Here is a 22,070-nt window from a genome sequence, read left to right on the forward strand (position 1 = left end):
GCGACGACGACGGTTGCTGGAATGATTTCAGGACCCGATTCAGGCTTCGACCGTCTCTGCGGCCGCATCTTCGGCGGATTCCGCAGACTTCTTTTTACGGGTGTTCTTCTTGGCTGGCGCCAACTCGGCAGCTGGAGCCTCCGTGGCGGCTTCGGTTTCCTCGCCCTCCGGTTTCGGTGCGTAGCGAGCGGGGATGGGGCCTTCGCTGACCTTGGCCTTCTCGAGCAGCCAATCCAGAATCTTGTTGGAGAGAACCTCGTCCGCCAGCGTGGTCCAACCACCGCTCTGGATCAATTGATTGCGGACGGCGGTGGGATCGACCCGATACATGGCCGCGTACTGGGTGATCTCTTCATCGACTTCTTCCTGGGTCACCGTGAGGCCTTCGGCCTTGGCCACGGTGCCGAGCGTCAAACTCGTGCGGATGCGCTTGGTCGCTTCCTCACGCAGTTCTTCCCGCCACTTGCCCAGGCGGTCCTGGGTGAACATCTGGTTGACGTTCATTCCCTGCGCCTGCATCACCTGGAGGTACTGACGCATCAGGAACTCGATCTCCCGGTTGATCATCACCTCGGGAATTTCCACGTCGGACAGCTCAAGCACTTGGTCAAGAACTTGCTGGCGCAGGAGGTTGTCGCGTCCCTCCTCAGCTTCTTCCGTAAGCTCCTTGGTGACGTGCGCCCGCAGGTCGTCGACGGTGTTGAAGTCACCGCACGTGGCCGCGAAGGCATCGTCCAGTTGCGGCAGCGTCCGCGCTTGGACTTCCCGCACGGTCACTTCGAAGGTCGCCGGCTGACCCGCCAGGTTTTCCGCGTGATACTGCTCGGGGAAGGTGACGTCGAAGGCCGTGGATTCTCCGGCCTTCTTGCCAATCAGGTTCTCCATGAAGCCGTCGATGAAGCGACCCGGTGCGATCTCCGCGCGGAAGTTCTCTGCAGTGCCCCCTTCGAAGGGTTCTTCGGCATCCTTCAGACGGCCTTTGAAGTCAATCATCGCCACATCGCCCTGCTCGATGGCTTTGTCTGCAGCAACGTAGGTCGCCTTCTGGGATTGCAGCTCGGCAATCTTGGCTTCCACGGCCGCCGGATCGAGCTCGATCTTGGGCGCTTGGGCCGCCAGATCGGTGTAGGCGCCCTTGAACTCCACCTCAGGGCGGACAGGAACCTGGGCCTTGAAGACCAGGGCCTTGTCGGTTTCGAATTCCACCACCTCGACGTTTGGACGTTCGATGATTTCGAGCGATTCCTTCTGAACGGCTTCCTCCAGGGCTTCCGGGATGAGCTTTTCGAGCGCGGTGCTCTTGATGTAATCGGCCCCAACCGTCCGCTCGACGAGTTGGCGCGGCGCCTTGCCCTTGCGGAAACCGGGGATGTTCACCCGTTGGCTGGCTTGCCGGTAGGCGTGCTCCAGCGCTTTTTTCACGCGGTCGAGGTCAACCTCGACCTCCAGGTGGACCTGGTTCTTTTCTTTCTTTTCGAGCGTGACCTTCACGAGTCGAACTCCTGGAAACAGCATGCCCCTCTTGCGGGAGAGGCCGGGCCGGGGCCCCCGGCGGGGTGACGACGAAGGGAGCCGGGAAGGACAGCTGCGCCGCCCTGCAACCCTGCTCCCGCTGACGCTTCTTAAAAGCTGTCGGTCAGTATAACACACCTGGGCGCGGCTGGCGCGTGGGACAGCCGAACCTGGGCCGCACACCCCGCAAACTCAGGCCTGTTTTGCGGAAATGCCTGCATTCCGATAGCATGGCAGGGTGCCCGTCTGTTGGTTCAGACGGCCCGCATTCCTGCGCTTCTTCAGTTTCTTGCACTTGAAACCGATCCACGCCCCGACGAGGTTCCCTTGAATCATCATATTCGTAACGTCGCCATCATCGCGCACGTCGACCACGGCAAAACCACCCTGGTCGACGGCTTGCTCAAGCAAGGCGGCGCCTTTCGTGCTCACGAACAGGTTCAGACCTGCGTGATGGACTCCAATGACCTCGAACGCGAGCGGGGCATCACCATTCTCGCGAAGAACACCGCCATTTCCTACGGTGAACACAAGATCAACATCGTGGACACCCCTGGGCACGCCGACTTTGGCGGTGAGGTGGAGCGCGTGTTGGGCATGGTGGACGGCTGCCTGCTGCTGGTGGATGCTTTCGAAGGCCCCATGCCGCAAACCCGTTTTGTCCTGCGAAAGGCGCTGGAGCAGGGGTTGAAACCGATCCTCGTGGTCAACAAGATCGACCGGGACGGGGCAGACCCCGCTCGGGCGGTGGACCGCGTCCTCGACCTGTTCATCGAGTTGGGCGCCGATGATGACCAGCTTGAATTTCCGGTGATTTATGCCTCGGGGATCAGCGGGTTCGCCGTCAAGGAGCTGTCCGATGACCGCCGCGACCTGACTCCGTTGTTCGACGCGATTCTGCAACATGTCCCGCCGCCGCTCGGTGATGAGGGCAAGTCCTTGCAATTGCAGGTTACGACCCTCGATTACTCTGAGTACCTGGGCCGCATCATCATCGGACGCATTCATAACGGGGTGGTCCGGCAAGGCGAACAGCTCGTGCTGATTCGGACGGACGGCTCTCACCTGCGGGGCAAGGTGACCAAACTCTTCTCTTTCTCGGGTCTGAAGCGCCTGGATGTCGAGGAGGCTCGGGCGGGCGACATTGTCGCCGTGGCTGGTTTCCCCGATGCCAATATCGGCGAGACCCTCGCGTCGGCCTCTGACCCTCATCCCTTGCCGTTGATTCGCATCGATGAGCCCACCATGCAGATCCGCTTCTCGGTCAACGATTCGCCCTTTGCCGGGCGCGAGGGCAAGTTCGTCACCAGTCGTCAGCTGCGCGATCGCCTGACCCGGGAGCTCGAGAGCAACGTGGCCTTGCGCGTCGATGAAACCGACTCGCCGGACACTTTCCTGCTGTCGGGACGTGGCGAACTTCACCTCGGCGTGCTGTTCGAGACGATGCGGCGAGAGGGGTATGAATTTCAAATCGGCAAACCCCGCGTGATCCAGAAGCAGATTGACGGGGAGGCCTATGAGCCTTTCGAGACGCTGGTGCTGGACGTGCCCGATTGGGCGGCAGGGGCCTGCATCGAGCGGTTGGGCACCCGTCGCGCCATGATGCAGCACATGCACAGTGACGGTGTTCGGACCCTGATCGAGTTTCTGGTGCCGGCCCGCGGCCTGATTGGTTTCCGCAGCGATTTCATCCGCGTGACCAAGGGCGAGGGGATCCTGAACCACTCGTTCTTTGACTACCAGCCCTTCGCCGGGGAGATCGGCCAGCAGCGCAACGGAGTCATGATTGCCTGGGAAGACGGCGACGCTACGGCCTACTCCATTCAAAACTTCGAAGATCGCGGGGTGTTTTTCATCAAGCCGGGCACCAAGGTCTACAGTGGCATGATCGTCGGCGAGCACAACCGTCCCCAGGACCTCGACGTCAATGTCTGCAAAGCCAAGAAGCTCACCAACATGCGCTCGGCAGGCGCTGAGGTGCTGACGGCTCTACAGGTGCCCATCGAGATGACCCTGGAGCGCTCGATGGAGTACATCGGTGAGGACGAACTGGTGGAGGTGACGCCGACTTCCATTCGCTTGCGCAAGGCCAAGCTCAGCCGCCACGATCGTTGAGGCGGCTGGGACGGATTGGACGGGCGGCGCGCGTTCTGCGCGCCGCGATCAGTTCAGGCCCTCGATATAGACCGTCTTCCACTCGGTGTAGAATTCGATAGCTTCCCAGCCAGCCTCCCGACCGCCGAAGCCGGAATCCTTGCAGCCACCGAAGGGCAGGTGAGGCTCTGAATAGGTGGTGTTCACGTTGACGTGGACCATCCCGACTTCGCTCTCGCGCGCGAAGCGCATGGCGTGCTGGAGGTTGGAGGTGAAAATCGAGGAGGAGAGCCCGAAGTCGCAGTCGTTGGCGAGGGCGATCGCCGTCTCGAAATCAGCGGCCTCGGTCAGAGCGAGGACCGGTCCGAAAACCTCCTCACGAAATAGTCGCATACTCGGCGTCACCTGGCTGAACAGGGTCGGCGCGAGGTAATGTCCGTGGGCGTGTTCGCCCGTCCGAAGTGCCTCCCCGCCAGCCAGACACAAGGCACCATCCGCACGTGCCGCGGCGATATGGCTCAGCACCTCTCGTTGGCGGTTGGCATCCGCGCACGGCCCCATGGTCGTGCCCTCGTGCAACCCGTCCCCCACCACCACGCGCTGCATCTCCGCCAGTAGCAAGGCCTCGAATTCAGCTCGCACGGGAGCCTCCACGATCACGCGAGAGGTCGCGGTGCAACGCTGGCCCGTGCTGCCGAAGGCCCCCAACACGGTTTGTCTGGCGGCCAGGGCCAGCTCAGCATCGGCCAGGACCACCAGCGGGTTCTTGCCCCCCATCTCCATCAGGCAGCGTCCCGTGTGGGCAGCCGTTTGCCGGTAGACCGCCTTGCCGACGTGGGTGGAACCGGTAAAACTGACGGCCTTCACCGTCGGATTCTCGGTCAGTTCGAGGCCCACCTCGCTGGCGCCGTACACCATGTTCACCACGCCGTCCGGCACCCCCGCGTCGATGAAACACTCCAACACCAGTCGGGCCGTGATCGGCGTCAGCGGGGAGGGCTTGAGTACCACCGTGTTGCCGGCCACCAGGGCTGGCGCGATTTTCCAGGCCGGAATCGAGACAGGAAAATTCCACGGGGTGATCAGGCCGACCACGCCGAGTGGCTCGCGCACGGTGTAGTTGAAGGCACTGGTGCCCAGCGAGGGAATCGTGCGCCCCACCAGGCGCACCCCTTCCCCTGCGGCAAACTGCAGGCAGGCGATCGCCCGGTCCACCTCGCCCAGCGACTCCGCCAGCGTCTTGCCCTCTTCACGGGTCAGCGCCCGGGCGATCGCCTCGCGGCGCTGGCGCATCAGCTGGGCCGCCTCGCCCACGAGGGCGCCGCGACGCGGGGCGGGAACGCGACGCCAGGCGGGGAAGGCGCGTTCGGCCGCCGTAATCGCCGCCTGGGCCTCGCGCCTGGGGGAATCCGGGGAGCGCCCCAGGCACTCGCGCGTGTCGGCCGGATTCAGGTTGTCGATGAACTGGCTCGCTGCAGAGGGGTGCCAGGCACCGGCGATGAAGTTCTGGGTGGTGTCGATGGCGTGCTCGATCAAGGATTCTGGCACAGCGGCGGCTCTCCTGGGGGCTGCGAGGGGCGGCGGAAAATTCCCATTGCGACGAACGGCGGGCACCTGCGAGTGGGGGCCCAGGCCTCCTCAGCATGTACCCGACTTGAAATGGTCGGACACCCTTGGTACGTTGGGCGTGTGGTGGCCAATCGGCCTGCGTGATACCTGTTTCTCCGGGGTTTGTCAGTTGTCTTCCAGCTTGCGCACCGTCCTGGCCCTCGCCCTGCTGACCTCGGCCGGCGCCTGCACCCGTCCGAAAACCACCGCCACCACGGGCGTCGTGCCGACCGCAACGGCGACGCCGACGGTCGCCCCCGATGCGTTGCCGACACCTGACGTCGTGGCCACGGCCCCAAGCCCCACGCCCACGCCCGTGCCGACCCCCGTTCCAACGCCGCGCATCACCCTGCTGGAACCAGGAGCGAGCACGGATTTCAGTCGGCCCGGCCTGCGCATTGCCTTCACGGCAGAGGCCCCGGACGGCAAGCCCATCTCCGCGGTGCGCGTGCTCTACGACGGACGAGAGCTGGGCACGCTGGCGGGGCCGGGGCCTCTCTTCCGCTTGAACGACTGGAATCCCAACGTCGAAAATAACCTGGCCAACCCGGTCTCCAGCGTGCCCGTCCCGACCGGGGACCACCTGCTGGCCTTCGAGGCCAGTGACGAGCTGAAGCGCACGGCTCGCCTGGAGGTTCGCTTTTTCAAGCCGATCGCCCTGTCGACCTGGCGGGAAATTCTCGGCATGCCGCTGCCGACGAGCCACCACGCCGTGGTGTCGGACGGGGCTGAACCGCCTACTTACAATGCGATCTGGGGTAGCTTGGACGGCATCGAGAGCAGTGTGGCGCCGCGTAACCAGGTCTTCTCCTTCAAGCCCGGCGGTGATGGCGCCTGGGCGACCCTGGCCCTCAATGGCACCGGCCTGCCCAAGGCCAGTTTTGCGTTGGCCGCGCATCCGAACGGGCAGACGTTTTACCTCCTGGGGGGGCGCCGGGGCACGTCCGACCTGCAGACGCTCGACGTGTACGTGCCGTTGCGCAAGACGATCGAGCAGACGAGCGTTTCCCTGATTCAGCCTCGCAGCGACGCGGCGGCAGTCACGCTGGAAAACTACGTGTACGTCTTCGGCGGCAAAGCCGCCGGGACACCGCTTACCGCCGTTGAGCGCGTGCGCATCGGGGGCGACGGCTTTCCCATCGGTGCGTTCGAGACGCGGGCGCCGGCCATCAACGCGCGGGTCGGGGCCTACGCGTTTGCGCAAGGCAAAGAGATCTGGCTGATTGGCGGCGGGCATCGCCCGATCGAGGTCTACGACACCGCTACCAACAAATGGAGCCTGCTCACCGACGTGGCAGGGCGAACGGTGGGCACCCCTGAGGTGTTTTCATATGCCGCTGTGGTACCGGTGGGGGGCCGGCTGTTCTTCTTTGGCGGCCTGCGCGACGACGGCCAGCCCACCGAGCGAATCTACGAGTTTGACCCGGTCGGACGGCGCTGGCGCGATATGGGGCCGCTGCCGCAGGTGGCGGGCGAGCCAGTCGGCCTGCGCCCGGTCAACCGGTTGGCTGCTTTCTACCACGCCGGGTCGTTTTATCTGACGGGAGGCGTGACAAACCCGGCACGCAGTGCCTCCAATCGGGTGTTTCGAGGCGACACACTGTGAAAACAGCCTGTGCGCGAACCACCAGGAAGTGAGTTCCGCTTGCTCAGAGAATGGGACACCAATCCACCACAATCTGGTGAGAGCGGCCGTTCTGAACGCATCCGGCTACAACGCAGTCGCTAAAAGTAAAGCTCTTCCATAATCAAGCGTGTCTCTGCGATGTTAATCGTCCCAGTTGCGCTATCATCTGCGTCGGTGTTGTTATTGCCGACCCCCAGGTTGAGATCGACCTCCAATCGCTGGGGAGCTGTATTCCCGGGAGTACCGTAATCCAAAATTCCCAGGACGGGGAAACTCGCCGACCAAGCATTGTTGACTGAGCCGTACAGCACTTGCCTGTAGATCGTATTCATGGTTCCCCCGGCATTCCCGACCCGGACCTCGACCTGAGCGAGTCCAAGTGTGGCCGTGGCAGACCGGGCATGGATCGTTACATAACCAGACACCTTGACGCCCCGGCCCAGTGGCGTGGCGGTGATACCATTTTGGCCGATCAGGTTGTGGGTACCAGCGATCTTGGTGACGGGGGGCCCCACCGTCAATCCATTGTTGGTGGTGAAAGATCGGGTTGTGGTATTGGGAGAGTTGACGGTGATCCAACCAGTCTGTGCAACGGTCGAGAAGCGCGCGGCGTTCAAGAGTGGGGCTTGCTCGCCCCCAATCCCGACAAAACTGTCGACGGGGAACGGCGTTCCAGCCACTACGTTGCCAGGATAGCCAAGCGGTGTCACGGTCAGGACATTGCCGGCCTTGGAAACCAGGCGCACGTGGACCCGGTTCGTGTTGGTGGGATGGGACACGATCAGCACACTGTTCGGTACGAAGCTGTCGCCATTGCCCACCGTGATGGTGCCGTTCACGCCAAAATTGGTGGTGGTGTACTCAGCGGTGGTCCTGGAGACCGACCCCACGTCGCCCTTGGCTCCCGTTGGGCCCGTCGCCCCTGCGGCCGCGATGTTGGCGCCGGCGCTGAAGGTCACAGGGAAAGCGGTGTCACTGGGAGACCCCAGGGCGACCAGGCTCAGAACGTTGGTGGCTGGTTTTCCATCGATGCGCGCGTGGATGCGCGTGGTGCCTTCGGTGACGACCACGAAGCCGCCCACCACGAAGGCCGCGCTGTCGACCACGTTCACGTTGACGGCGCTGGTGTTGTTGGCGGCGGTGTAGGTGGCAGCCGCCGCGATGGTCGTGATGGGCGAGGAACCCGTGGCGCCCTGCAGGCCTTGGGGGCCCGGCGCGCCGGCTGCGCTGACAAAGGAACCGATGGCGAAGGTCTGGGAGGCGGCTGCATCGCCGGTGGCATTCAGGGGCGCAATTCGCAGGGTTCCCGAGGCCTTGCCGTCGACCCGCGCGAAGATACGCTTGGCGTTGTCACTGAGCAGAATGGTCGCATTCGGAGCGAAGGCGGTATTATCGGCGACGGTGAGATCCGACACGACCCCGGCGGTGGTGACCGTGTAGGGGGCCGTGATGGTGGTGAATGGCGTGGCGCCCGGCGCGCCTTGAGGCCCCACCTCGCCCGCGACCGCGATGAAGGTGCCCGCATTGAAGGTGAATCCCGTGGCCGCGTCGCCGGGGGCGTTCAGCGGCGTGATGTTCAAGGTGGTGGCGGTCTTGGTGTTGAGTCGGGCGTGGATGCGCTGGGTGCCGTTGGTCACGATCACCACGCCCTGTTCCACGAAGGCAAGGGTGCTGGAATCCACCGTGATCGTGCCGGCGGTGCCGGCGGGTACGGTGTAGGCGTTGCCGGTGGCAATCTTTGTCACCGGGGAGGGGCCGACCAACCCTTGGGAGCCTTGGGGCCCCTGCGCCCCCACGACAGCCACGCTGGTGCCGGTGGTGAAGGTGGTTCCGTCCGGGGCATTGGCCGGCGTGCTGACCGGCAAGAAGGTCAGCTGCGTGGCGGTTTTGCCCTTGAGTTCCACGTAGAGCTTGTTGGTCCCCTGAGAGAGCAGCAGAATGCTGCCCTCGATGAAGGGCGCGGTGTTGGCCACGGTCACGGTGGCCTGGGTCGCCGCCGAGGTGTAGTTGGCGGTGGTGTTCGTGATGGGAGAGGCGCCGACCGTGCCGGGGTCGCCTTGGTTTCCTTTTTCGCCCGGGACACCCTGAACGCCACGCAAACCGGCGATACCCACCGTCGATCCAACCGGGAAGTTGGTACCCACCGCGGCGTCGCCCCCGTAGTTCAGGGGCGTGAGCCGCAGGCCCCGCTCGGGGGTGCCGGTCACCAGGGCGTGAAAGCGGCCTGCAACCCCAGCCGATACCACCACGATCGCCCCCGGCGCGAAGCCAAGTTCCCGCTCCACGGGGAGGGTCGTGTCAGCGAGGTTGAGGGAGTATGCCGCAGTGGTGACGGTCACCGGGTTGGCGCCGGCCGGGCCCTGCTGTCCCACCCCCGTCGGGCCGCGGGCCCCCTCAGGGCCGGTATCGCCCTTGTCTCCCTTCGGTCCAACCCCGCCCGTGTCCCCCTTGGGTCCAGCCGGACCCGTAGCGCCAGCGGCACCGGGGTCGCCCTTGTCGCCCTTTGGCCCGATCAGCCCGGTGCTGGTGGTGCCCGTGGCCAGTGAGGCTGGCAGCTTGGCGGCCCGGATGCTGTTGGTGGCGAACGGCAGCGCTCCCCCGCAAGCAGTGGCGTTTAGCGCCAGCAGGGACGACAGGACCGTGATGGTGGACCGGGGCGGGAAGCGTCGGGCGGCCATTTGCTTGACTCCAGAGCTAACTTACCTGAGACATTGCGCATTGAAACGCGAAAACCGTCGGCGTGGGCACGGCTTGCGGCTTTCTCCGCGAGCCCACTGCCGACCCCGGCGCGTGGGCTCGCGCTGTCCCGTTCGACCTTGCAGGTTGTCCGCTGGTCGGTCTGCGATCTTGCGCACCCGTCCAACAAATCACAGTTTTCATATGCCACCTTGTTTCATAATGTAACCTGACTACAGAGAACGCTCCGCGCGGCCGACCATCATGAGATGGCGGGCGGCCCCTCCGGACCAGCAGGCCAGGAAAGGATCCCTCGGTGTCACGCAAGCCCCAGGACCCATCGAACGAGATGTCCGCAGCGTCGCTTCACGGGCGTCATTCGCTGGTCGCTTGCCTGTTGCTCACGGCGCTGATGAGTCAGATCGTGGTCGGCTGCGACGACGTGCCCAACACGGTCACGATGGCTGGCGGCGCCTCCTCGCCCGCACCTTCGCCCTCCCCCTCGGCTTCCGGTTCGCCGGGTGCAGCGGGAGACCCGGCGGCCAGCGGCACGGTTGAGGCCAACCCCTCCGCCACGCCGACCGCGGCCACCGATGTGCCCGATTCGGCTCAGCCTGTCGCCAGTGCCTCGGTGCCGGTAATGCCCACGCCCACCCCGCGCCCGACGCCGGCGCCGCTCAGCACCCCGGTGCCGGCCGTCAAGCTGTCTTTCCTGTCGCCCACGTCGAGCACCGATTTCACTCAGGATAAGATCCAGGTCAAGTTGAAAATCGAGGTTCCGCTGGGCACGGACATCAAGATCGACCGGATGGCCCTGCTCTATGACGGGGTGGAACTGGAGACCAAGAAGGGGGGGACCGACCTCGAATTCATTCTGGACGAGTGGAACCCTCACGTGGTGAAGGATTTCAAGGGGTCCAAGGCCTCGGTGGTCACGCCCAAGCGCTTCGGGCAACACACCCTGCGCGGAGAGGTCTACACCGCGGCGGGCGCCAGGTCCGAGGTCGAATTCACGTTCGACAAGCCTCTGCTGTTCAAGGGGTGGGTCAATACCAGCCCCTACAACTTCGCCGTCCTGCCGACGCTGACCCCCCCTCGCGCCCATCATGCCGTGGTCGGGGTCACGCGTCCCAGCAACGGCGATCTGTTCGCCTGGTTCGGCGTGAGTGCCACCACGCCGGAGTTCGACGGCTTGTTCCGGCTGCCCATCAATCCCACTCTGCCGCGTGGTTGGAGCGCGGAACCGGCGACCGGTACCAACTATCGTCGGGCAGCTGGCGTCGCGGGCATTAACAATCTGCTGTATCTGATTGGGGGCGAGGTCCGTACGGGGCCAGGGGCCCTGATTCCTTCCAATGACGTTTCGGTGTATGACATCACCCGCAACGAGTTCAATGCGGCCGTGCCCGACCTCCCGACCACCCTGGTGGACCCGGCGGTCACGGTCCATCAGGGTTTCCTGTATGCCTGCGGAGGCTACCTGGATACCAGCGTATCCAAGACCGTTTCCACGCTCTATCGCATCGAACTGGACGGTTCCGGCGCGGTCAAGGGGCTGGCCTGGACCAAGCTACCGGATGTCCCGAAAGAGGCAGGCCGCTCCGGTGCGCGCCTGGTCGGCATTGGTCGCAACCTTTACATGGTTGGGGGAACCAAGAAGACCGGGGTCAAGGACCGAACCATCATGCGTTACAACCTGGACGCCAGTGCCTGGTCCGAGGAGCCGGACCTGCTACCACGCGGCGTCGACCACCCGGTGGCGGTCAATCTGGCTGAAAAACTTTGGATCTTCGGGGGCGACGACAGCGATGCGACCAAGAGCGTGAGTAGCACAGCCATCCGTTACGACCCCCTGACGCGCACGGCGAAGGCGATGGGCGGCGCGGCCGACTTCCCCACCGGTCGCGAGCGAGCCGGCGCCGGATACGCCATCGTCGACAATTACCTGTACGTGGTGGGCGGCTATGCCTATGACCCGGCGGGTGCCCCGGTGTACCTGTCGGATGTGATTCGCGCCGACGCGCTATGATCGCGTCCAGCCCCATGATGGGGCTGGAACCCGGGTGGTCTGACACGACCGCCTGAATGGAGCGGCGCCCATGTCACGGGCACCGACGTCTTGCTCCGGCGCTTGGAAAGGCGGGTTGGACACGTGGATGCATTTCAGGCCATCACCCTGGGCATTGTGCAAGGACTGACGGAATTTCTGCCGATCAGCAGCACCGCCCACCTGACGCTGGTGCCGTGGGCGCTTGGCTGGCAGGACCCGGGGTTGACCTTTGACGTCGCTTTGCACGTGGGCACCTTGGTGGCCGTGACCGTCTACTTCTTTTCCGACCTGCGCCAGCTGGCCGTGGCCTGGCTGCGCAGCATCTGGGGCTTCTTCCAGCCCCGTCCACCTCGCTCGCTGGGGGCGGCCGCCTTGGAGCCTCCGGCCGAATCGCCCCGCGACCCCTACGGCCTCCTGGCCTGGCTGGTCATCGCGGGCTCAGTGCCAGCCGTGCTGGCCGGGCTCACGCTGGAGAAGTGGATCGCCACCACCCTGCGGTCGCCGCTGGTGATTGCCGGCGCCCTGATCGGGGTGGCGGTGCTGATTGCGATGGGCGATCGCCTCACGCGCGCCTCACGAGCCTGGACCAGCATCACCCTCAAGGATGCCTTGCTGATCGGGTTGGCGCAGGCCTGCGCCCTGGTCCCAGGCGTCTCCCGCAGCGGCGCCACCATGACCATGGGCCTGTTCCTGGGGCTGACGCGCAAGGACGCCGCCCGCTTCTCCTTCCTGCTGGGCTTCCCCGTGATTCTGGGCAGCACGGTCTTCAAGTTGCGGCACATCTTCGAAGACGCCGCGCTGCAGGCACTGGCGCCCTGGATGGCGCTGGGCGCCGCCACGGCCGCCATCAGCGGCTATGCTTGCATCCATTTCCTGCTGCGCTTCCTGGCGACTCAGACCATGACCGTGTTCGTGGTCTACCGGATCCTGCTTGGATTGCTGATCATCGGGCTGGTGCAGGCGGGCCTGCCCTTGCCGATGCACGCGGATTGACGCGCTGGCATTCCCCGTGGAGCCGATCACCGTCTACTTGCAGGGCCAACCTGTGGGCCTGCGACAGGGCGCCCGGGTCTGGATGCTGGAGGCGCATCTCGAGCCGCCGGACCAGGCCCTGATGAAGGCCGAACAGGCTTGGTTTTGCGACGCCGCCGGTCACGAACTGGGGTCGCAGGGCGCGCTGGTCGATGGGCAGCGCGTGTTCGTCTGTTATCGCTGACCGTTCGGATTCAGCGTCAGTCTTCCCGGCGGTGCCGACGTTCCGTGGCCAGCGCGGTCAGCAGCCAGACGCAACCGGCCAGGGCGATGTTCCGCACGAGTTCGTAGATGGCGAAGGTGGTGTAGCGGAGACCGGCCGGGTCAGCCGGCGACAGCGTGCGGTTCATTTCCGAGAGCCAGCGGCCGGTATCGACCACGCCCCAGAGCACGAAGGCGATCGCCGCCACACGCAGCAGCGGGACCCAGCGCAGGGGCCTGGACAGGGAGGCTCCCACGCCCCGCCGGCGTGCACGCAGGCCGCGTGGCCGGTCCTGCCCCAGCGCGGCCTCGACGTCCATCAGGGGCATGCCGCCCACGGCAGGAAGGTCCAGTTCGCCGCCGCAGCTCTGACAAGCCGACGCATGATGGGGGCTGGATTTCCCACACAGGCTGCAAACCAAGAACGAGCGCGACAGGTCGATGATCTGGGCGGGTTCCGGGCGCTCCTGAGGAATGGGCAGCTCGTGGAAGCAGTGGCGGCAGCGGCGTGCAATCGGTAAGTTGCTGTTTCCGCACCGTGGGCACGGGGATTCCAGCCTCAGATCCGATTCCGCCATCCCCTTTTCCATTGCCGTTGCGTCATCTCCCGCGCCCGCGCGACCGGCTGACCCGGTGGCCTGCCCTGTGGGCAGAGGCGCCCTCACGCGTAGATCATAGCAGGCTCGGGTCGGTCTGCCCAGAGCGAGCGGGAACGGATTCACCCTCGCCGTGCCCGGTGGTCTCAGCGTTCTGGCGGTTGCGGTTGCAGTTCAGCCAGCACCCTGTCGTAGTGGAGAATTTCCGGCCGCAACTGGGCGACCAGGCGCTTCAGGTGGGGATATCGCTGCACGTAGCGGGGGTGCTTGCGGCCCTTGCGGATGTCGTCAATGTGGAAGCAGGCCAGGTCAACGCAACCGATGAAGTGCCAGCGGTAGCCAAAGATTCGGTGCTGCCGACGAAAGGCGTCGATGTCCATCTCCGACATCCAGAGGAGCTGGTCGATGCGGCGTCGTAGCTTGGTCAGGTCGTCATCGAAGCAGGCCGGATGCGTATGAAACGCTCCGAGGGCCGTCACATCCAGCGCGTCGGGGTCGCAACGATAGCGAACGCCCACGAGCTTGCGCGTGCTGGAATGGAACACGCCGGTGGTCAGGTTCTGGTAGGCTTGAATCAGGTTCTCCGCGCCCCCCATCACCCCGCCGCATTCGTCGAACACGTGGATGCCTTCGCGGTGGGCCACCACCCGGTGGTTGCGGTTCGTCAGCGTATTGACCATGTTCAGGCCAAATTCCTGAACGAATTGTTCGTGGAGGACAGGGTCAATGAACACGAAGCTGGTTCTCCGACGGCGGCCGTCTGGGCGTGAGCGCACTCCTGCGGTGAAATTTCGTCCAAAAGTCCACCCAACTGCACCCAACTTTTGTTAAGAGCGCCTTCGCTTGTTTGATATTGTGCCCTGGCAAGACGTTCCCCACCTGAGGCCCCTCGTCAGGCATTTCTTCGATATGGCCGTGCTGGAAGCCTACCCCGAGCTCTTGCAACTGGGGGCCGTGACCCGTCGAGAGCGTCTCGACGCGCTGCGGGAGCGCCACGAGGAAGTGCCGGACCGGCGCATCTGGCTGGCCAGGCGTGAGCGGGAGGTATGCGGTATGGTCTGGCTGGAGCCCGAGTGGCACCCCATCACGGAAGTGGGACACTGGTTGGTCGTCTCTCTGGCCGTTGAGCCCGCCTGGCGACGTCAGGGCATCGCCGGCGGTTTGCTCCGGCACGCGCTGAAAGAAGCCAACGCCCACGCGCCCCTGCCGGCACGTTTGTTCGTTGCCGCCCACAATACGGCCGCCCGGTCGCTTTATCAGCGGATGGGCTTCACACCCACGACGCTGGAGCTTCGCCGGACGCCTGAGCCGCCCGCGACGCCCCCCGACTGAGCGGCTTCCATCAGTGGGTCTTGCCGCGGCTATCCACGAAGGCCTTGATGCCCGAGGAGATCGCCATGGCGGCCTTTTCCTGGTAAGCAGGATCTCTCAGGAGGGCCTCCTCTTGGGGGTTGGTCAGGTATCCGATCTCGACCAGAGCGGCGGGCATCCTGGTGTGATGGACCACGTAAAAGTTGTTCTTGCGCACGCCTCGGTCGGGCCGCTGAAGGGTCTTGACCAGCGATCGGTGAATCGATTGGGCCAGCGGATAGCTCGCATCATTGAAGTAGTAGGTTTCAATGCCATTGACCCCGGTCTGGCTGCCGAAGGAGTTGGCGTGAATGCTCACGTAGACGTTCGAGTCATTGCGATTGGCCATCTCCACCCGCGGACGCAGCAGGATCTCCACGTCCCGCAGGCGGGTCATCTGCACGCTGATGCCCAGGGTTTCCAGCCTCTGAGCGACCTTGCTGGCCACGGCCAGCGTGACATCCTTTTCGCGGGTGCCTTTGGCGCCGGAGGCCCCATGATCGGTGCCCCCGTGGCCCGGATCAAGCGTGACCCGTTCTTTACCGGTTCGCTGAAGGGCCAACGTCAGTCTGGTTTCCCCTGCGGACAAGCGAGTTTGGAATCGCACCGGTTGGTCGAGATCAATCGTGAGCTGGCTTTCTTCCGGCCCCACGGCGCGATGTCGCACCCGAGCGATCAGGCCGTTGTCGATATAGACGGAATCGCGCGGCAAGGCGATTCGCCCCCCTTTGAGCGTCAGGTAAAGGCGATCCTCGCCGGAGGCGCGCAGGCGATAGCGCAGGCGGGAGCCGGAGGTGAGCGTCAGCAGCCATTCTTCGCCGACCTTGCGTAGCATCAGCGGGGCCTTGGGGTCCATCTCACTGATCCCAGGCAAGGGGGGCAGCGAACCCAGTTCCGTGCGACGCGGGGCCGGGGTCTCGAGCGATGTCCGCGAGAGAAGTGCCTCCGCCGGCGGGCGCAGGGGTGCCCCTTCCCTGGCAGCGCCCCCCCGTTGAGCAGCCCCCTCGTTTCGGGCATTGGCCGGCTCCTCCGGCTTGCGCCCGAGCAAGGGCTTGAGCAACCAGCCCTCCGCATGGGGCACGACATGGACGCTGGGGGGCCCCTGGAAGGTCACGTCCACCCGGGCGTCCGTGCCGGCCTGCGTCAGGGCGATTCGTTCGATCCCGGCGGACTGAATTTCAACCGACCCCAGGGCATTGGCGGCCAGGCGGGTGGCGGGGAATATCAGGCGGAGGCGGGAGCGATCGCCGCCGATGGGCCAGACGTGGCTCCAGTAGGGCCGGCGTCTCGACATCGACAGGAGAAAGCCATCCGGCCCCAACCGGCGCAGGCCGCGCAAATGAGAAGGCGCCGCCGGAAGGTCCAACACCGGCGCAGCCACGTGCGTATCGAGCGCGATGCGCAGGCCGTCGCGGGTCGGCTCGACCAGCGGGTCGATCGCCTGCACCAGGTCGAGCACGATCCGCACGGTGGAGGCATCCAGCTGGCCGAGCCGCACCCGCGTGACGCCTCGCCCCGGAACGCCGGGGATACGCAGCGAAGTGGCCGCCAGCGTGGTGTTGCGCAGGTCGATCACAAAACGTGGGGGGGCCTCCAGGCGCATCACGCGGGGCATCAACGGGCCGCTGCCGTCCACGAGGTAGGCTGCCTGAGGGCGATCCCAACGAACCCCTCTCACGACGGCGGGTTCCTCTGCCAGCGCGGGGGAGGGCCACCACGTGGCTCCCGCCGCCACGGCCAGGGCGAGCGAGGCTGCCCATCGAATCAGCTGGCGCGTCTTCGCGCGATGATCGGTCCGCATCGAGGCCGCCTTTCAAGGAGACGCGGCGGGGGCACCCGGCGCGTCTTGCACATCGGCGCGGGTGAGCGGGCGGGACAGATCATACGGGCCGGCTTTCCCTCCCACGGGGGATTGATTCCGCGTGAAAGCCACCCGCTGAACATCCGGGAACTCCGTCAGGGTCAGCACGACCGCTCGCACCTCGATGGTTCGCAGCGTGGGCCCGGAAAACGATTCGCCACACTCCAACTGGACGGTGCCATCGCGCAGGGAGCCCCAGCGCAGGTCCTCGGCCCGGCTGCGCAAGGGTGCGAGGAAGGCCGAGGCCTCCCGCCCCGGTCCCCGCAGCAGCTGGGCCAAGGCATCCCGTGGCGCGGTGCCGGTCTCCGAGAGCAGGTCTGTCTGAACCGGTATCAGGCTGTCTCCGGCCGGATTCGGCCACCAGAACTGTCCCTTGATCGGGCCTGGCGCCGCGTGGGCGGGCAGCTGATTGGCGACATCGGCAAGGGTCAGTGGGGCGGTCAGGTCGACGTGTTGGGAGGCATAGGGTTGCCCCTGCGCGTTCTGGAGGGCGATCTGCACGCGGCTGGCCCCGGGGGTGTTTTCCAGCAATGTGCGCACCACGGCCCCCAGTAAGAGCCGCTCGGCCGTGGAACCCAGTGGCGCGGCCACCCGCAGTTGCACGTCCCATTGGGGCTCGTTGTAACGGACCGCGAGCAGGTCGACGCCTGAAGGAATCGGTGAGACTCCGGCGCCATCGAAGGTTTTGAGGGAATGGAAGACCGCACGCGCCCAGTCCTCTCGGCCGGCCGGAAGGCGCAGCGTCCGGCTCGTCGGGATCAGGGCCATGCCCTGGGCGTCGGCCTGATAGAGCCGAACCGAGCGGTCGGCCGTGGCCGAAAAGCCATACCAGACGAGCCCGGCCAATCCGAGCGAGCCGGCCAGAACCACGACCAGGGTGCGAACGCGCAATCTTTCCTCGAAAACCGATCAACGCAAGCCGGGAATGGGCTCATCGTAACATCTTCCCTCCCGCTTTCGCAGCCTCAGCTTCCCCTGCTTCCAGCTGCGCCGTTATACTGGTCGCGTCCCGGGGAGTCTGGATGTCTTTGCGCTGCACCTTCTGTCTCATTGTCCTGTTCGCGGTTCTTCCGCGAGCAGCCTGGGGGGCGGTCGAAGAGCCTGATGCCGACCGCCAGCGTCGGATCGATGCCTTCCAGGACCGGCGTCTGATCATCGAGTCGGATGCGAAGGACGCCAAGAACCCGTCCCCGAAGGACAAGTCCGCCAGCCCGGCCCCCTTGCAACTTCGGCAGGGCCCTGACCGGATCTTTCACGTCGACTTTGTGGAATTGATGGACGACCCGAGTCTGACCCGGGATTGGGAGTGGGAGCGCAACAAGGATTGGGCCTGGTGGCTGGGCAGTGGGTTGGTCGGCCTGCCGCTCGGAGGCTTGCTGTTCTACCAGAACTTTCGGGGTGAGGGCCCCTTGGCCCTGTTCTCCAGTGGCGGGGGGCAGGCCGTGTCGGGTGCGGCCGATTGGCGGAGCTTCACGCTCAGCGTGACCGGTGCGGCCCTGTCGATGTTCGCCACCTATCAGCTGGGCCAATGGTTCGCCGAGACCCTCGATGTGAGCCATCCCGATCGGCTGGAGGCGCTCTCCATCACCCCGCGCGTGACGGAGTGGAACGAGCGGTTGGGCGAGCGGCTGAACCTCGACCCCAGCGAATGGCCATCCCCCCCCCCACCGCGCCCGAGCGCGACTCCCACGCCCTCACCCTCGCCCGGCGCCTCGCCGACAGGCGCCCCCACGGCCGCCCCGATGGTCGGTGGGCCCGATGCGAATCCCTATGGCACGGAGGTCCCTGTGATGCCGACGCCGCTGCCGCTGGCCTCCCCGGGCTCGCTGGTCCTGCCCTCGCCCGCTCCGAGCCCGCGGCCGACGGGGCGATCGCCTTTTTTTCGGGAGCTTCCCTAAACGTCGGCGGGGCGCGCTACCAGCCAGGTTTTGATCGCGTAGGGGCCAAAGCTGACGTGGGTAGGGGCCGCTGGTTGGTCCGCGGTCAGGGGCGTCTCATCCAGGCGGGCTTCCCGCACGGGACCACAATCCTCCCGCCAGCTGGCCGCCGACTCGACCCGCTGGTCGAACGGATTGTAGGCCCGCACGACCAGATGCTGCCCATCCTCACTGCGCTTGAGCGCGCTGAGCACGATCCGAGGATCTGCGAAGCGCACGAATGGTGAAAGCGACAGGCCCTGGTGGCCCAGCCAGGTGTGAATCGGATTGGCGAAGTGGTGGGCGGGCGCCAGCGCGTCAACGGTTCCTTGCCGCAGGGGAATCAGGGCATAGCGGAAGATCTGCTCACCGGGACACTGGGCCTCCGGCGTCTCGAAACGCGGCCCGGCACCACCGCCACGGGTTTGCAGGTCGTCGCGCGACAACCAGCCCACGGCCCGCAGCAAGGTGACGGCCAGGCTGCAATCCTCCTCCGTTCGTCTGACGCTCACCTCATGCAGGCCTTCGGTGGCGATCGCCAGCCCCTGGCCGCTGCTGCCCACCGCCGCACTGAACAGGCCGACCGGGAACTCGGGCATTACAGCCTCGTGGCCGGCTGCAACCGGCAGTGGTGACGGGGCGACATCGGGCCGAGGGAAGATTCCGAAGGCTCCCTCGCTGAAGACCTCGGCGTCTGCCTCGGGCACCGTGACAAACAGGCGCAGTCGATGGTCCTGATGGTGGTGAGCGAGGCGGCTTTCGACCTCGACCCGGTCAGGCCGGAGCCGGAACGTCGCGTGGATTTCGAGGGGCGCCACGGCCTCCCCTCGACCGCTGCGATCGGGGGCCAGGGCCAGGGGTACATCGGCCGCATAGCACACTTCCAGGCGATCGTCCCCCGGTGTCATCGAGGTGACCAGGCGCTGCCCGGTCAGAAGCAGGCTGACATGAAGGTCCTCGCGCGGGGGGCTGTGATTGTAAGAATCGCCGGCTTCCCCGTGGTCCTCCAAGCGATGGAGGCGCGCGTAGCGTCGGTTCGCTCGCTTGTCCAGGAGCACCACGTCTCCATGCTCCACCGTCAGGCGGAAATGAGCATTCTCCAGTCCGACCTCGGCCACCTCTCCGCCGTTCACGACGAATTCCGTCGGAGAGGAGGCAGGCTCGACCTGCAGGCATTGACCGCCCCACGCCGGCAAGGAGGCCAGCACGGCCAGGCGATACCGACGCAGCGGATACCAGTCGGGCAAGATGTCGAGTTCTGCGGCAAACCCGGTGGTATCGCATTGGTCGAGCAGGTGGAAGGGAACCGCATGGCCCGTCTGGTCGCGCAGAATCAGGTGGTCAGGGGCCGGCTTCTCATCACTGCGTGGCCAATCGACCGTCACCTCCGTCCATTCCTCGCGGGCCCAGCCACTGGGATTGAACAGGCACACCTGGGGAGCCGCGACGGGCCGGCGCACCTGGTGACCCAACTCGGCCAGAAGTTCCTCGGCCATCTGTTCGACGGCATCAAAGCGCGGCAACATCTCCCGATGGACCTGGTCCACCGAACAGCCACAGATCGAGTCGTGGGGATGATTCAGCATCAGGGTGCGCCAGGCGTGGCGCACAAAACGGAAGGGGCGTTCCGCCGCGCGTCCGGACCACCAGGCGTGGGCGGCCAAGGGTTCCACCAGACGCTCCAGCAGCCGCTGCCCGTGCGCATTGCGCTGCTTCAGGTAAACGCGGCTCGACAGCACCCCCGGCAGCATGTAGGCGATGCCCACCGGCGTGCGCAACTCCCCGTGCAATTCCGCCACAGCGGTCGTTCCCTCGAAGATTTCCGACAGCGAGGCGATGCGGAGGCGGAATGACGGCGAGGCGGCGGCAAGACGCTGCACCGTGGCATGCGTGTCGGGACGAGGCCCCATATGGTCTGCCCCGGAGAGCAACCAGGCCCGTTGGTGTCCCTGGAAAGCGTCCACGTAGGTGGTCAGTCGCGCCAGCCGCTGTTCGTCCGACAACGATTCGACCAGAGGGGTCTGATAGTACCCCTGCGGTAGCCAGGCTGCCTCGGTGCGCGTGCCGTCTGGCCCCACCCAGGCAAAGCGTGGGGCCGCCGGGTGGGCCCCCCGCCACACCACGGCATGCTGCAGGCCGAAGCCCGCGAGAATCTGGGGCATCTGGGCGATATGGCCAAACATGTCAGGCAAGTAACCGACGCCAAGGGCCTCGTGATTGACCCCCAATTCGCGTTCTGCCTCCCGGCCCATCAGCAGGTTGCGGATCAAGGCCTCTCCGCTGACCAGGAACTCGTCCACCAGCACGTACCACGGCCCGAAGGAGAATCGCCCGCTGCCGATGCCAGCGGCAATCTCATCGCGACGCTCCGGACAGATGGCCAGGAAGTCATCCACCATCGCCGTTTGACCATCCAGCAAAAAATGCGGCAGGTCGCCGACCAAGACCCCCTCGATCGCCTCGACCAGGCGATAGCGGTAGCTTTCGAAAGGCCGATACCACTCCCGATCCCAGTGGGTGTGAGGAATGATCAACAGTTCGCCGGGGCGAGTCTCAGGGCATGACACGACGGTTTCTCCGGGGAAGGACCGTGAGGGGCGGTCGCGCCGCCACCTGAAGGCCCCATGGTAGACTACAGACGCAGAAGCGCACGTGTCGATGCGCACCTTCAGGAGGATCACCGCGATGACCTTGCCCAACGCCGAACGCGTCGGAGAATTGCAGCAAAGCGCCCAGCAACTGGCGAAGCAGGCGCTGGATACCGCGGAGCTGGGCCTGCGCCTGGTGCGCGCCCAGCTCGAACAAGCCACCGGCCAGCAATCCCCTCAGGTAGCTGCCTTTCAGCGCAACCTGCAAGACAATGCCCTGGCCGCCGAAACCAAGGCCAAGGAACTGTTCACGCTGGCCACGCGTTTCATGAACGATCTGAACGACAAGTGGCAGCCTGGTCAGGCGGCTGCCGCCGCACCTGCGGAAGCAGCCGAAGAGGCGCCGCCGACCCGCACCAAGGTCGACATCGGCTAGGTTCCTTCAACCCTCGTCGTCACTGGCTGACAGGTGCGTCAGCCAGTGCGAGAGTTCAGGGTCGGGCGCTTCCGGGGTGGCCACCTGCGCGTAGTGCTTCAGCAACTCCAGCGCGCGGGGACTGGTGCCGGCTTGCTCGGCGGCCGCAAACCCCAGGGCGTCATGCCAGCGGTAGATGTGCAGGCCGGCCCAGGGCGCGTGGGGATCAGGTTCACCTGCGGACTCCGCTTCGTCGGGCAGCCAGCGGTCCAGCACCACCCCGGCGCAACGCCAAAACAGGCCGTACCAGGCCGGTTTTCCGCAGTCGTGCAGCAAGGCGGCCTCCAGGACCCAGGCCGGTGCCTGCCGCCCAGCCAGCCGCGTGGCCACGCGTATCGCGTGGGCTCGATCCGGCCGCGACATCCCTTCAAACAGACGTCGTTGAGCCGGCGTCAAGCCTTTGCCAGCCCATTCTGCCGGCAACTCGGAGGCGGAGGGCCAGAGGTACCAGAAGACCTGGCGAATGCGCTTGAGCCCTCGCATC

17 protein-coding genes are annotated in these 22,070 nt (G+C 65.5%); 8 read left to right on the plus strand and 9 right to left on the minus strand.

Annotation, left to right across the window (positions count from 1 at the left end; all coding sequences use genetic code 11):
- Positions 1-39 precede the first annotated feature (39 nt).
- Complete coding sequence (gene tig, locus VKP62_01015; GenBank protein ID MEB3195761.1) at positions 40-1,491, minus strand: trigger factor; 1,452 nt, start codon at positions 1,489-1,491, stop codon at positions 40-42.
- 348 nt (positions 1,492-1,839) lie between these two features.
- On the opposite strand from tig, the gene typA reads away from it, so the two are divergent.
- Entirely contained in the window at positions 1,840-3,627 is a 1,788-nt protein-coding gene (gene typA / locus VKP62_01020) for a translational GTPase TypA (GenBank protein MEB3195762.1), read from the plus strand.
- A gap of 48 nt (positions 3,628-3,675) precedes the next feature.
- Here the strand turns inward: typA and VKP62_01025 are convergent, their stop codons facing one another.
- A complete protein-coding gene (locus VKP62_01025) occupies positions 3,676-5,154 on the minus strand; it encodes an aldehyde dehydrogenase family protein (GenBank protein MEB3195763.1) in 1,479 nt (492 codons plus the stop codon).
- A 190-nt stretch (positions 5,155-5,344) separates the two neighbouring features.
- On the opposite strand from VKP62_01025, the gene VKP62_01030 reads away from it, so the two are divergent.
- On the plus strand, positions 5,345-6,820 hold the full coding sequence (locus VKP62_01030) for a kelch repeat-containing protein (protein ID MEB3195764.1): 1,476 nt from the start codon (positions 5,345-5,347) through the stop codon (positions 6,818-6,820).
- Positions 6,821-6,939: 119 nt separating this feature from the next.
- Here VKP62_01030 and VKP62_01035 read toward each other — a convergent pair whose 3' ends face one another.
- Positions 6,940-9,519 (minus strand): hypothetical protein, encoded by a 2,580-nt coding sequence (locus VKP62_01035; protein ID MEB3195765.1) that lies wholly within the window; start codon positions 9,517-9,519, stop codon positions 6,940-6,942.
- A 314-nt stretch (positions 9,520-9,833) separates the two neighbouring features.
- Here VKP62_01035 and VKP62_01040 point away from each other — a divergent pair, with 314 nt between their 5' ends.
- The 3 genes from VKP62_01040 to VKP62_01050 all read left to right on the plus strand — a co-directional run bounded on the left by VKP62_01040 (position 9,834) and on the right by VKP62_01050 (position 12,783).
- Positions 9,834-11,546 (plus strand): hypothetical protein, encoded by a 1,713-nt coding sequence (locus tag VKP62_01040; protein MEB3195766.1) that lies wholly within the window; start codon positions 9,834-9,836, stop codon positions 11,544-11,546.
- A gap of 123 nt (positions 11,547-11,669) precedes the next feature.
- The gene (locus tag VKP62_01045; protein MEB3195767.1) at positions 11,670-12,560 is read left to right on the plus strand and encodes an undecaprenyl-diphosphate phosphatase; all 891 of its coding nucleotides are present in this window, start codon (positions 11,670-11,672) and stop codon (positions 12,558-12,560) included.
- 16 nt (positions 12,561-12,576) lie between these two features.
- Positions 12,577-12,783 carry a hypothetical protein gene (locus VKP62_01050; protein ID MEB3195768.1) on the plus strand — a complete coding sequence of 69 codons (207 nt, stop codon included), beginning with the start codon at positions 12,577-12,579 and terminating at the stop codon, positions 12,781-12,783.
- Between the two features lie 16 nt (positions 12,784-12,799).
- Here VKP62_01050 and VKP62_01055 read toward each other — a convergent pair whose 3' ends face one another.
- Together VKP62_01055 and VKP62_01060 are read right to left on the minus strand one after the other, a co-directional pair.
- Complete coding sequence (locus VKP62_01055; protein ID MEB3195769.1) at positions 12,800-13,378, minus strand: zinc ribbon domain-containing protein; 579 nt, start codon at positions 13,376-13,378, stop codon at positions 12,800-12,802.
- 164 nt (positions 13,379-13,542) lie between these two features.
- The gene (locus VKP62_01060) at positions 13,543-14,130 is read right to left on the minus strand and encodes a hypothetical protein (GenBank protein MEB3195770.1); all 588 of its coding nucleotides are present in this window, start codon (positions 14,128-14,130) and stop codon (positions 13,543-13,545) included.
- 109 nt (positions 14,131-14,239) lie between these two features.
- Here VKP62_01060 and VKP62_01065 point away from each other — a divergent pair, with 109 nt between their 5' ends.
- Complete coding sequence (locus VKP62_01065; GenBank protein ID MEB3195771.1) at positions 14,240-14,728, plus strand: GNAT family N-acetyltransferase; 489 nt, start codon at positions 14,240-14,242, stop codon at positions 14,726-14,728.
- A 10-nt stretch (positions 14,729-14,738) separates the two neighbouring features.
- On the opposite strand, the gene VKP62_01070 is transcribed toward VKP62_01065, so the two are convergent.
- A complete protein-coding gene (locus tag VKP62_01070) occupies positions 14,739-16,547 on the minus strand; it encodes an N-acetylmuramoyl-L-alanine amidase (GenBank protein ID MEB3195772.1) in 1,809 nt (602 codons plus the stop codon).
- 12 nt (positions 16,548-16,559) lie between these two features.
- Positions 16,560-17,498, minus strand: a complete 939-nt coding sequence (locus tag VKP62_01075) for a GerMN domain-containing protein (GenBank protein MEB3195773.1) — start codon at positions 17,496-17,498, stop codon at positions 16,560-16,562.
- A gap of 131 nt (positions 17,499-17,629) precedes the next feature.
- Here VKP62_01075 and VKP62_01080 point away from each other — a divergent pair, with 131 nt between their 5' ends.
- A complete protein-coding gene (locus VKP62_01080) occupies positions 17,630-18,505 on the plus strand; it encodes a hypothetical protein (GenBank protein MEB3195774.1) in 876 nt (291 codons plus the stop codon).
- Here VKP62_01080 and VKP62_01085 read toward each other — a convergent pair.
- Positions 18,502-21,090 (minus strand): glycosyl hydrolase-related protein, encoded by a 2,589-nt coding sequence (locus VKP62_01085; GenBank protein ID MEB3195775.1) that lies wholly within the window; start codon positions 21,088-21,090, stop codon positions 18,502-18,504. The genes VKP62_01080 and VKP62_01085 overlap by 4 nt on opposite strands.
- 118 nt (positions 21,091-21,208) lie before the next feature.
- On the opposite strand from VKP62_01085, the gene VKP62_01090 reads away from it, so the two are divergent.
- Positions 21,209-21,547, plus strand: a complete 339-nt coding sequence (locus VKP62_01090; protein MEB3195776.1) for a hypothetical protein — start codon at positions 21,209-21,211, stop codon at positions 21,545-21,547.
- Between the two features lie 6 nt (positions 21,548-21,553).
- Here the strand turns inward: VKP62_01090 and VKP62_01095 are convergent, their stop codons facing one another.
- On the minus strand, positions 21,554-22,069 hold the full coding sequence (locus VKP62_01095) for a hypothetical protein (protein MEB3195777.1): 516 nt from the start codon (positions 22,067-22,069) through the stop codon (positions 21,554-21,556).
- Between the last annotated feature and the right edge of the window lies 1 nt (position 22,070).

It is taken from the genome of Candidatus Sericytochromatia bacterium (genome assembly GCA_035285325.1).
GTDB lineage: Bacteria > Cyanobacteriota > Sericytochromatia > S15B-MN24 > JAQBPE01 > JAYKJB01.